14 protein-coding genes are annotated in these 11,930 nt (G+C 38.1%); 3 read left to right on the plus strand and 11 right to left on the minus strand.

What is annotated here, in order from left to right:
• Both pucL and uraH read left to right on the plus strand, forming a co-directional pair.
• Positions 1–1,494, plus strand: coding sequence for a factor-independent urate hydroxylase (gene pucL / locus IOC57_RS02275; protein ID WP_207437228.1), 1,494 nt, complete (start codon positions 1–3; stop codon positions 1,492–1,494).
• 10 nt (positions 1,495–1,504) lie between these two features.
• A complete protein-coding gene (uraH, locus tag IOC57_RS02280) occupies positions 1,505–1,864 on the plus strand; it encodes a hydroxyisourate hydrolase (protein ID WP_207437229.1) in 360 nt (119 codons plus the stop codon).
• Between the two features lie 214 nt (positions 1,865–2,078).
• Here the strand turns inward: uraH and IOC57_RS02285 are convergent, their stop codons facing one another.
• The 6 genes from IOC57_RS02285 to IOC57_RS02305 form a co-directional block, all read right to left on the minus strand.
• Entirely contained in the window at positions 2,079–2,219 is a 141-nt protein-coding gene (locus IOC57_RS02285; protein ID WP_207437230.1) for a hypothetical protein, read from the minus strand.
• A 366-nt stretch (positions 2,220–2,585) separates the two neighbouring features.
• Positions 2,586–2,753, minus strand: a complete 168-nt coding sequence (locus tag IOC57_RS25635) for a hypothetical protein (RefSeq protein ID WP_286184453.1) — start codon at positions 2,751–2,753, stop codon at positions 2,586–2,588.
• Positions 2,702–2,821, minus strand: a complete 120-nt coding sequence (locus IOC57_RS25640) for a group II intron maturase-specific domain-containing protein (protein ID WP_286184487.1) — start codon at positions 2,819–2,821, stop codon at positions 2,702–2,704. Before IOC57_RS25640 ends, IOC57_RS25635 begins: the two co-directional genes overlap by 52 nt.
• Positions 2,822–3,032: 211 nt before the next feature.
• Entirely contained in the window at positions 3,033–3,821 is a 789-nt protein-coding gene (locus IOC57_RS02295) for a carbon-nitrogen family hydrolase (RefSeq protein WP_207437231.1), read from the minus strand.
• A 29-nt stretch (positions 3,822–3,850) separates the two neighbouring features.
• Positions 3,851–4,279: a 4-hydroxyphenylacetate 3-hydroxylase C-terminal domain-containing protein gene (locus IOC57_RS02300; protein ID WP_207437232.1), complete on the minus strand. Its 429-nt coding sequence runs from the start codon at positions 4,277–4,279 to the stop codon at positions 3,851–3,853.
• A gap of 491 nt (positions 4,280–4,770) precedes the next feature.
• Entirely contained in the window at positions 4,771–5,442 is a 672-nt protein-coding gene (locus IOC57_RS02305; protein ID WP_207437233.1) for a GntR family transcriptional regulator, read from the minus strand.
• Between the two features lie 629 nt (positions 5,443–6,071).
• Between IOC57_RS02305 and IOC57_RS02310 the strand changes: the two genes are divergently transcribed.
• A complete protein-coding gene (locus tag IOC57_RS02310; RefSeq protein WP_207437234.1) occupies positions 6,072–6,284 on the plus strand; it encodes a hypothetical protein in 213 nt (70 codons plus the stop codon).
• 878 nt (positions 6,285–7,162) lie between these two features.
• Here the strand turns inward: IOC57_RS02310 and IOC57_RS02315 are convergent.
• The 5 genes from IOC57_RS02315 to IOC57_RS02335 are packed head-to-tail and all read right to left on the minus strand — an operon-like array spanning position 7,163 to position 11,855.
• A complete protein-coding gene (locus tag IOC57_RS02315; RefSeq protein WP_207437235.1) occupies positions 7,163–8,485 on the minus strand; it encodes an MmgE/PrpD family protein in 1,323 nt (440 codons plus the stop codon).
• A 1-nt stretch (position 8,486) separates the two neighbouring features.
• Positions 8,487–9,407, minus strand: coding sequence for a glycine betaine ABC transporter substrate-binding protein (locus tag IOC57_RS02320; protein ID WP_207437236.1), 921 nt, complete (start codon positions 9,405–9,407; stop codon positions 8,487–8,489).
• Positions 9,408–9,428: 21 nt separating this feature from the next.
• Positions 9,429–10,169 carry an ABC transporter permease gene (locus IOC57_RS02325; RefSeq protein WP_207437237.1) on the minus strand — a complete coding sequence of 247 codons (741 nt, stop codon included), beginning with the start codon at positions 10,167–10,169 and terminating at the stop codon, positions 9,429–9,431.
• Between the two features lie 12 nt (positions 10,170–10,181).
• Positions 10,182–11,186, minus strand: coding sequence for an ABC transporter ATP-binding protein (locus tag IOC57_RS02330; RefSeq protein ID WP_207437238.1), 1,005 nt, complete (start codon positions 11,184–11,186; stop codon positions 10,182–10,184).
• 15 nt (positions 11,187–11,201) lie between these two features.
• Positions 11,202–11,855, minus strand: coding sequence for an ABC transporter permease (locus IOC57_RS02335; protein ID WP_207437239.1), 654 nt, complete (start codon positions 11,853–11,855; stop codon positions 11,202–11,204).
• Positions 11,856–11,930 lie beyond the last annotated feature (75 nt).

Genomic DNA, 11,930 nt, shown 5'->3' on the forward strand with positions numbered 1-11,930 from the left:
ATGATTACTCTTAAGTCACTAAATGCACTAAGCGAAAAAGAGTTCACGAATTTCCTTGGTGATACTTTCGAACATTCACCTTGGATTGCAGAAAAATCGGCTGCCAATAGGCCCTTTTCATCAATAATCAACCTGCATCGATGCATGGTTGACATTGTAAGCAATTCGTCAAAGAAAGAAAAGTTAACGTTAATCAGGAAGCATCCGAACCTTGGGGACAAAGTTGAAATGAGTGAGGATTCAATTAAGGAACAGCATGGCGCCGGTTTAAAGGACCTCACTGCCGATGAATATGAAAATTTCATTTCATTGAACCGACAATATATGAATAAATTCGGCTTTCCATTTATCCTGGCAGTACGCGGCAAAGATAAAAATGACATATATCAATCGATGAAAACAAGGTTTCACCATTCCGAAACAGCCGAGTTCGATAAGGCCCTATCTGAAATTCATCAAATTGCCCTATTTCGTTTACAGGACAAAATCAAAATTGAAGGAGAGAATTTAATGAAAAATAAATCAGCCGCACAAATGCTCAGCTATGGAAAAGGGAATGTTTTTGCCTATAGGACCTATTCAAATCCTTTAACCGGAATCAAACAAATACCTGAATCCACTTTTTCAGGCAGAGATCATATCATTTTTGGCACCAATGTAAAAGTTTCCGTTGGAGGCTCCTCTTTTCTTCCATCCTTCACCGAAGGAGACAATTCAATGGTCGTTGCGACAGATTCGATGAAAAACTTCATCCAACAGCATTTAGCAACATTCAAAGGGGCAACATTAGAAGGGTTTGCTTCATATGTATCAAAAGCCTTCCTGAACAAATATCCTCAAATTGATACGGTTAAAATGATTACCGAAGATATCCCTTTCGAAGCTGTTACTGAAGCGACGGATCTTCAATTGAAACCGAGCGACCTTGTATTCAAAAAGTCCCGCAATGAACGGGCCAGGGCTGCCGTCGAACTTATCCGCGGGGAAAATGGCAGTGAAATCATTCAGCAAAGCAGCTCCATCCTCGACCTTCAATTAATCAAGGTAAGCGGGAACTCCTTTGTCGGTTTTGTCCGTGATGAGTATACCACGCTTCCCGAAGATGGAAATCGTCCGCTTTTCATCTATTTGAATCTCCATTGGGTCTACGAGGATCAAAAGGATGCATTCGGCGTGGATCCCTCTAAATACGTAGCTGCTGAACAGGTAATCGATATTGCTACATCCGTTTTCCATGAATTGGAGACTCCATCTATTCAAAATCTTATTTATGAAATCGGCTGCCGTATTTTAACTAGATTCCCTCAGCTTCTTGAAGTTACATTCGAATCCCAAAACCACACGTGGGATACAGTCGTTCCCGAAATCCCGGAATCCACAGGAAAAGTATATACAGAGCCGCGCCCGCCATATGGCTTTCAGGTCTTCACCGTTAAAAAAGAAAATCTCGAAAACAACATAATCCTGGCTGCTGCTGAAGAAAACATCGGGTAAGGAGTTAATTATGCCTGGTATAACAACACATATATTGGATTTAATGCATGGCCAGCCGGCCGAAAACGTGACGATTGAATTATACTTTTCCAAATCATCCACATCTGACTGGCTGCTGCTCCAGTCGGCTGTCACAAATACAGACGGGAGGCTCGATGCCCCGCTGCTGAACGCAGAAAACACTAAAATAGGAAATTATGAAATCATTTTTCATATCGGGGATTACTTTCGGAATAAGTCCATCGAACTTCCTGATCCGCCCTTTTTGGACCAGGTACCCGTCCGTTTCGGACTATCTTCCCCAACCTCTCATTATCATGTGCCACTGCTCGTTTCCCCATGGGGCTATCAAGTGTATCGGGGAAGTTAAAGAAACTGCCGGAGAACATGACTTGCTTCCCCGGCAGTTTCTTGTTTAATTGATTACATTCTGGATCATAAGCTGGATGAGCAATCTAAATGTGTACAACTATAACACACATGACAAAACCCCACCTGTTCCCATAGCAACTGGTGGGGTTTCTAACTGGCTTCTACATCTACATCAATCGGGAGATCCATCTTGTGCAATCACGCCCTTTCATTTAAACGGCTAATTTACTGTATTCATTCAACTGGTCTTTGGTTAGATTTTTGATGAAGTGGTCGAAGTTTACCGACTCGATTTCATACCTTTCACAAATCTTTAAATAACTTTCATAGGCTTTATCATGAATATTCATCATATTGATTCTCCCTTCTGTTATATAACAATAAATTTAACTTATTAATAATATATAACAACTGTATTTTCCCGTCAATGTATTTTTCCGAAAATTCGGTGATATCTTCATTGTCTTAGTATTTCCCACATTGTTCTTCGCTAACCGCCGTATATCGAGTAGGGGGAAAATAAGTGTATTATTTTCGCCCCTCTCACAACACCGTACGTACGGTTCGCGTATACGGCGTTTCAATTTATATCACAGTGTGTACTTTTAGATAATGTTCTAAAGCAGAGGGAAGTCCCCTCTGCTTTAGTCTTTTGTTTGAGATTGCTCTTTGGACAACTTTGGATACTCCTATGAATCGGTAACCTTTTCGACAGCGGGTTAATCCTTCGCTGCTTCCTCCGGAATTGCTAGTTGAATAAGCGATTTAATTTGTTTCTTCGCTACTTTCCATTGTTTCCATATGATGACCCTGATTCTAGAGTGAAGAATTGTCTCTATTCGTTCCGTCGTTTTTTCATGTTTGCCACTCTGAAGTAGTTTACCCATCCAACTATTACTTGGTTCAATTTCAATATTCGGCAGTCTAGTGGAACATTCCAATTTCGCTTTGTCAGTTGTCGAAGTTTCCTTTGAAACTTCTGTACAGACTTGGATGGGGTTTCACTTTGTAGTTGTTGTTATTCGTGCCGTAATAATACACAAATCCTAAGAATTTCAACTCTTTTGGACGTGAGATTCTACTCTCTCCGTTGACTATCAGGCCTAATTTCTCTTCTATAAATCTCACGATTGTGTTCATTACTCGGTTCGCTGCCTTTTTACTTTTCACAAAGATTCCTGCCTAGTTAAGACTCGGTGCTTCAAATTAGGGAATACATCACGAATTTTAGCAATCTGAGATGGATCAATCTCTGTTTTTATAATCGTTTCTTCATCTCCTCCAGCAGCCACAACAATCCCCCATGGGTCAACCACTTGACTATGACCAGCTAAAAGGACGCCATTAGTATTACCAACACAATTACTGGAAATCAAGAAACACTGGTTTTCTAATGCTCGAACTGAGTTGAATAATTTCCAATGCTCAAGCCTTCTATGCGGCCAAGCAGATGTAACAAGAAGAAGTTCTGCTCCTAAATCTACTTCTGCACGATACAATTCAGGAAATCGCAAATCATAGCAAGTTGATAAGCCCATTTTCCCGAATTCTGTATCCACTACCGTCGTTTCATTCCCCCTCGTCAATATTTGCCCCTCTTTTGAACCATATTGAAATAAATGCATTTTTCGATAGGTTCCTATAAGTGTCCCAACAGGAGAAAACAGAACACTTGTGTTATAGTATTTCCCATTATTTTTTTCTATAAAACTACCTGCAAATATATATGAATTAACTTCTTTGGCCTTTGAGGAAAAACGTTGTACAAAACTCCCATTCAATTCTTCCGATTCATCAATATAACGATCAAATGAAAAGTACCCCGTTGCCCACGTTTCTGGCAGAACTATTAAATCTTGTCCTTTTAATCCGTCAATCATTGACTCCACACGATCTATGCGAGCATTTTTAGGTTCACTATCTTTAATCTCTAATTGGATTGATGCAATTTTCATTTCTTCAACCATCCTTTTATTTATATTTGTTATATTAGTTCTTTCACCTGAGTGGGAAGTGGATAGCTTCCTAAAAATCCATCCACCATTTGAACCGGCTCATCATATCCGTGATTTCTAAATGAAAAGCCTTTCGTGACGAAGGCTGCACCATTATAGAACATGTCATACTGTTGATGTCTACCACCAAATTCTGAACCAATGATATCCCATACTAACTTAAATAAGTTAATTTTCTCCTCAGCCCCAACTCCTGTAGAACGTATATATTGATACATATCATCTTTCGTTTCAGGATCGATGGGTTCTTTATATGAAGATGGTAATTGTAAAACACCTCCACCGCATAACTCCCTTAAAATTATAATAGTGGAAGCATAAATAGTTAACTGTTGACCTACTACACCATAAAGAAAACGTGGATTCGGTTTTGCACACCGTTTTTGTCGATGGTACAATTATATTCAGAATCTAAAAGATTACCTTCTACAGAAGCCGCAATAGAAGCAAGTTCCCCTAACTTCTCTTGAACTGAAGGATTTTATCAATTCCATCATAGCGTTGACTTTTCGAGCAGCACCAATCAAAAATTACAATTTATTGCTAAATCTTATTTGCACTTGATTATTGCCTAATATGTGAGCTAGTGTTTCATGGAACTGCTCTTACTGATATCAATATTTTTGTAAACAAAAATATCTTGCCAAGGGATGGATACCACAATTTATCAACTTATCAGCAATCCTTAATTGTATTATGTGTTGTGTATACATCAATAGTTTTCCAAAGGCTTTCTCTCTAAACCTGAAAAGAAGAATTGGTCTGACCTTGCAGGAAATAGGCAAATCTCAAGGGCTGAAGTTGATTCTAAACCATTTTTTGTCCCTAGAGATGTAGTAAGCTACCTTTTAATAGGAGCAATCCTCCCCATCAAGCAATTGATAGAAATTCAGGAATTATCAACAATATTTAATGTTTCTTTTGTATTTTCTAAATGGTTTAATATCGCCTGTGTAGCTAGTTCGGGATTTTTCTTCTCTAAGGCCAGGATAATTTGATTATGTTCCATTAAAACATTTTTCATTCTCCCATGTTTACTGACTGCTTTTAACCCCATGAGCTGAGTAAGGTTATGAAGATTGTTCAAAACTTGCTCTATTATGGTGAAGTTTGCTAGTCTTGTCAGAGAGAGATGAAACTCATGGTCTAGCCTAATAAAACTAATAGCATCATCATTTTGCAATGCTTCTTCTTGTTGCTTCAGAATTAATTTAAGTGATCTCAGTTGTTTAGGTGATGTAATTTCTTGTGTTAGTTTTTTCACCGATTCCACTTCAATAGCACTTCTTAGCAAAAAGATTTCATCCTGTTCCCCTGGTGTAATCTTTCTTACAGTTAACCCCTTCCTTGGGATAGAAACAAGCAATCCTTCCTTCACCAAATCTTGTATGGCTGCCCTTACCGGCGTTCTTGAAGTATTTAACCTTTCTGCTAATTGAACTTCTGTAAATATTTCATCACTGGTAATACCACCAAATAAAACTGCCTTTTTTATTTGCTTATAAACTTTATCTTGCGTTGTTCTTTCCTTTTCGATTGGTTTTAATTGAATCCCTGCCATATTATTAATCCGTCCTTTATGATGAGTCTTTATTAATTGGCTAAAAGTCCATATGTCTTGGGTGTTATGTATTATGTATACATAATACATAACACCCAAGACATATGGCAACGATATTTTTCATTTTTCTGAATTTTACAAAATGCACAGACCCTTTGTGATTTTCATAAAACGCATTAATCGTGATATGAAATATTTTAGCGGAGCAACAACAAAAGCAGTGAAAACCCGCGGTTAGCTTGGATATCTGAGAAAATATCCTCACCCGCGATATTATCTGATGAATCATACCTGAATCCTTCTCAACGATAATGGCTGTATTGCAGAAATGCGATTGTGATTAATCCCGAAATCCCTCTTCAGGAAAAATAAGGAGTAGTCATCATCCATTAGAGGTTATTAATTACTAAAAAAACAATTGTGGACTGACCCCATATTCCCTTTGCTTTCCCTTTTCCAACGCAAGGAGTCATGCAGAGATTATAGCCTAAACACATTCATAAACGGCAGTTTGAGCAAATTAACATAGAAATTAATTTTAAGATAAGAAAAAGTTACCAGATTGGCCAAAAAAATAAGTATAAGAAGGTAATAGAGTGGATAAACTAATAAAAAAGGAGTGAGGGATTATGGAGACTAAAATTAAAGAAGGAACGAGAGAAATGTGGAGCGAAATAAATGCATGTATAACTCGGAAAATTAATGAAAAACATGATTTATCTTTTCAAAAGAAAAGCAATGATAATTATATGAATCTATATATTCAAACAGCTGTATTACACACCCTGTTTGAACTATCAGACGAGTTCAGGAAAATTGAAAGAAAATATAACGAATTGTGATGTTTCTGGAAAGGTCAAACACTAAATTTAACTTAATGGTGGATTAGGATTAAACTCCCTAAGGGAGCCGTTAAATCCTAATCCACTTTTTCTTTTCAGCTTTATAACTTACTATGTAAAATCGATCATTATCGCTATCGACAACTTGACTAACATTAACACTGTACCATTTGTTCTTTCCCTCCCCTATAAATCCCTCTTTTCGTTTCAACTAGAATCCAATAAGCCAAATAGAAAACCCACTAGTTGTTAATAGTAACAGGTGGGGTTTTGTCATGTAGTTTAAGTCTTACATACTATCCTGATCGACGAATAATCTTTTGCTTCTATGTAAGATTGCAAATTAGAATGTACAATCCTCTTGCTGATTTCTAAAGGTACGCTAGGTCTAAGACTATTATTTGTTTTTTTATTAATCTAAAATCTTGTATATTTAAATGAGTTTTCTGTTATAACTTACTGATATTTAAAACGATTGATTAGTAGCGGCTCGGAATAGCTTAATAATTAACTAAAATCATTGAAAATAAATATTTTCGAAAGAGCGCTGACAGGCAAATCGGATTTTCTTTTTGGATAGGTACAATATTCATTCGGGAAGAATAACCGTAATAAAAAACATTGAATGGCGTTTTATATTAAAAAGTACCCTATAGACACTTTAAAAAAAGTTTTCCTACCTATAGGGTATTTTATGCACTGAAAAATAGGATTGGAAAAATTTTTGCTACTCATTTATCCTATATACATTTGTAATTTTCAGCGCCAATATAAAGAGAAAGGGATCACTACAGACAGCTACAACAAGTGCCTAAAATTCGACCTCTTATAGTTTAAAAATCGTACTACTTACCAGTGCATTAGATGCTCCTATTTTTTTATGTTGCAGAAGCTTCTATAGCACTCATAAGCTCCCGGATACTTTTCTTATGTTCAAGGTTATGAATGGTTTCTAATAACCTCTGCGCAGGTTCTTTTCCTAGAAATGGTGTGGTCAGCCAGAAGTACTTGTCTTTTTTATCTTCAGCCGTTAAAGGGTAATTATAGTCTCCACGGGCTTGCATGGTTTCAGATTGATAAGTGCATCCATCCTGCATTAGTATTTTAACCCTACTTAATGCTTTTTCTGGGAATGCTTCATTAAGTTGTTGATCAATTACCACTGATATCTTGTCCATAATGCTCAAAATTTTTGGATCATCCAGATGATCTAGTATTTGTTTTGGACCCACTTCACCGTAAGAAATAAATGATGCAACAGGAAAAAACAGATTGTACTGTGCTTCCTCTGTAGTTTCTGGATAATCTTTCGATAATGCTGCCGATTCTGTAAATGTATGAATGACTATTTTATTAATATTTGTGGATATTAGTATATTTTTAGTTTGTATTTCCCTAATTGCCTCAATAGCTGGCTGTGCCCACCGGCAGCAAGCATGTGGCTTATAATACAGTTCATTTACACGATAGTTTTTTCCTAAATCGTGTGTAAGGCCTTCTGTTTCTTTTTGTGTAAATAATGATGGAATACCTGTATAGCCTGCTTTTGCTAAATGAGCTGCACTAACCCCTGCCATACATCCCCAATTAATTCCGTCTTTTAACATGGATGGATGTTCGATGCAGCGCATCATGGGAGAATAAGCACCAAAATATTCCGCATTGCCCAGTGCGTTCCCGATCGTATTCCCTTTAAGCCCTAAAATGTACGAAACACCAGCTGCAGCACCAACTGCTCCCCAAGATCCTGTGCAATGATAATCTGGCCGGCTCAGGTGTGCGGCAATACCAGCACGGATACCCACTTCATAGCCTATAAGGAGCGCCGTTAAAAACTCTTCACCGCTTACATCATTTTCTTCTGCAACGGAGAGTACCGCTGGAAAAACAACCGCGCCGGGATGCCCTTTTGTGAGGCGATGACCATCATCCAAATCTAGGGCATTTGCCATTGTCGCATTGACAAAAGCTGCCCCGGCAGTCGTTAATCTTTCACGGTGCAGGATGAGCGAACTATTGCCTGTCCCCCACTGCGATACAGCAAATTCTTTTGAAATCTCTGCTGCATTCGTATTTCGACCTGCAATAGTACAAGCGATAATGTCTGCTAGGGCTTCTTTGAGTGAGGTTAATGTGCCTCCGTCCAAATATTTTATCGACTCAGATTCTATGTAGGTGATGAGGGAGTTATTTTCTTTCATCTCAATCTAGCATTCCCTGTTCAACCAGCCATGTTTTAGCAACTTCATTTATATCTTCATGTTTAATATCGACACGATAATTTAAATCCTTCATTGTATCTGCATCTAAATGATCTGACAGTTCATTAAGAAGCTCTTCTAATTCCGGATACTCCTTCAATACTTCTTGACGAATGACAGGTGCTCCATTATACGCCGGGAAAAACTTACTATCATCTTCCAGAACGAGGAGTTTAAACCCTTTAATGCGACCATCTGTAGCAAAACCAACAGCCACATCAACCTGGCCTTCTTTTAAAGAATTATATAGAAGTCCCGTATCCATTTTGACGACATTTTTAGCTGGTAAAGAGAAATTATATTTTTTCTCTAAACCTTTCATTCCATCTTTTCGTGCATAGAACTCAGAGTTTGAACCAAATTTTAATTCACTAGAATTTTTCTTTATAAAATCAGCAAGGTCGGATATTGATTTGATTCCTAATTCTTTTGCATAATCTTCCCGCATTAAAATAGCATATGTGTTATTAAATTCGGATTTATTTAACCATTCAAGTTTATTCTTACTATCCAGTTCTTTTACTTTTTCATATGCCTTATCTGGATCAGTTTCAACAGGTTCCTTTAAATAAACCATTAATGCCGTTCCCGTATATTCCCAGTACACATCGAGCTGACCATTTTCAAGCGCGGACCGGGCCACTGTGCTCCCCATACTACTTGCTTCATCGACTTTATACCCTTTTTCTTTTAAATAAATAGAAGTAATTTGCGTTAATATGTGCTGTTCAGTGAAATCTTTTCCGCCTACCGTTATTTTTCCTTTACTTGCATTTGAACCGGCATTGGACTCAGAAGAACTGCATGCTGTAAGCATACAGGCAAGAAGCGTGACACAAAATAATAGGCTAAACTTTTTCATTTTACTTCCCCCTTTATTGTCTTATATTAAATCAGCTTTTCTTTGTAATCCTTTCGGTGTAGTGACTTCTTCAATTTTCCCTAATAGAAAATCAATTGCAACGGCCAAAAAGATAACAGGAATGGCACCTGCGAGCATAATGCCTGGATCGTAAAGTGAAATTCCGGTAAATATAAGGTCACCTAACCCACCACCGCCAATTAAGAAGGCAAGTGCAGCTGATCCAACATTAATAACTGTTGCGGTACGAATGCCAGCAAGAATCGCATATGATGCATTCGGGAGTTCAAGCTTGAAAAGAATGAGTTTTTGCGTCATCCCCATTCCTGTTCCAGCATCAATAATTGATGGAGGAACCGATTGAATTCCAGCGATTGTATTACGTAAAATTGGGAGAAGTGAGCTGAACCACAACGCAAATACCGCTGTTTGCCACCCTAAACCTAAATAACTCATTACAAGCGCTAAAATGGCTATACTAGGAACCGTTTGCCCGATATTCGCAAAATTCACTACTATAAATTCAAATTTTCTAAACTGAGGTCTCGTAATGAAAACCCCCAGTGGCACGGCCACAAGAATGGCTGCCATTGATGAAAGCGCCACCAATTTCATGTGCTGTCCAGCTAAGTATAGTAGTTCACCAGAGTTTTCTTTTATATATTGAAACGCACCGGATTGGAAAGTATAAACGAGTAGGGCAATAATAATTAACACCAACAACGCGCGAATCATTATTTCTATCTTGTTAAATTCCTTCATCAAAAACCCTCCTTATTGAACTATTGACTTTAACTTCGAAGGGTGAACACCTGTCAAAACTTCAAAGTCGCCAATACCTAGTACTCCGCCTGGCTGTCCTTTATGATCCATAATCACGGCTTCCCCTTTTGGGGATGATAATAATAGTGAAAGTGCTGTACGAAGATCTGTATCAATATGAACGACATATTCGCTGGATTCCATTGTCCTATTCATTTTACGATTCACCTTTTTCGCTTTATTCAATAGATCCCTAACCGTTAATAGCTGTAACCGTTTAATCTCACGATCATTGCCAATGAAGTTTTTCACGAAATCATTTTTGGGATTAGACAAAATCTCATCCGGTGTTCCATATTGCATGATTTGGCCATCGTTAAATATAGCGATTTTATCCCCAAGGCACAAAGCCTCATCGATATCGTGACTAATAAATAAGATTGTTTTCTTTACATCTTTTTGAATTCGTAAAAATTCATTTTGTAACTTATCACGAATAACCGGATCCAGTGCTCCAAATGGTTCATCCATCAACATAACGGGCGGGTCTGCTGCCAGCGCTCTTGCCACTCCAATACGCTGTTGCTGTCCTCCGGATAGTTCCCAAGGAAAACGCTTTCGGTATTCCTCATGGTTCAATCCCATCATTTCCATTAATTCTTTGTAACGTTTTTTCATTTCCCCTTCGTCCCAATTCAGCATCTTTGGAACAACATTAATGTTTTCTTCAATCGACATATTCGGAAACAGACCATTTTGTTGAATCACATAGCCGATTGAGCGTCTTAATTCGATTGGGTCCAATGAGTAAATATCTTTGCCTCCGACTTCAATAGTCCCATCTGTAATCGAAACCAGCCGATTAACCATCCGTAAAAGTGTTGTTTTCCCACATCCTGAAGGGCCAAGGAATACACAAATCTCGCCTTTTTCTATTGTCATATTTACATTATCCACTGCTTTCACCGATTTGCCAGAGCTTTTATATACCTTCGACACATTTTTAAATGTAATCATAAGACGTCCCCTTCCCTATCCTATATGAACTTTTTTAGGCGAAACCCGTTTTTGTACCTGACCTAGTAAATAATCAGCAGCGATCGCTAATATTGAAACAGCAATGGCTCCAGCTTGAACCATCTCTGTGTAACTTGTTGATATCCCTCTTGCGATATATACACCAAGTCCACCCGCACCGATATAGGCTGCAATAGCCCCAATTCCAATCGTTAACACAACGGCCATTCTAATTCCTGCCATAATGACTGGAAGGGCAATTGGGATTTCAACTTTTAGAAGACGCTGCCATGTGGTCATTCCCATTCCTATAGCCGCGTCACGCATATTGGGATCCACATTTTTTACAGCGATGAATGTATTACGGATTATTGGAAGCTGCGAGTATAAGACCAAGGCGATAAACGCTGGTAAAAACCCAATTCCTTGATTAATAATAGATAAAATCGGAATCATGATACCGAACAGTGCAATACTTGGTATCGTCATAATAATACCTGCAACCGTCAGTATAAGGTTAGATAACTTATCGTGCTGTGTAATATAAACTCCAAATGGAACACCGAGTAAGATGGCTACCCCAACCGCTAATCCAACTAATTGGATGTGTTCCCATGTCATTGCTAAAAGGTCCCCCCAGTTCGAGCCGATAAAGTCTAATAGTTCCACTTCGTTCTCCCTCCTTTAATTTTAATGACGAGCTGCTGACTTATAGTTATTCAAGGCCACCAATCTCTTAAAATA

The sequence above is a fragment of the Bacillus sp. SD075 genome (assembly GCF_017355165.1).
GTDB lineage: Bacteria > Bacillota > Bacilli > Bacillales > DSM-1321 > Peribacillus.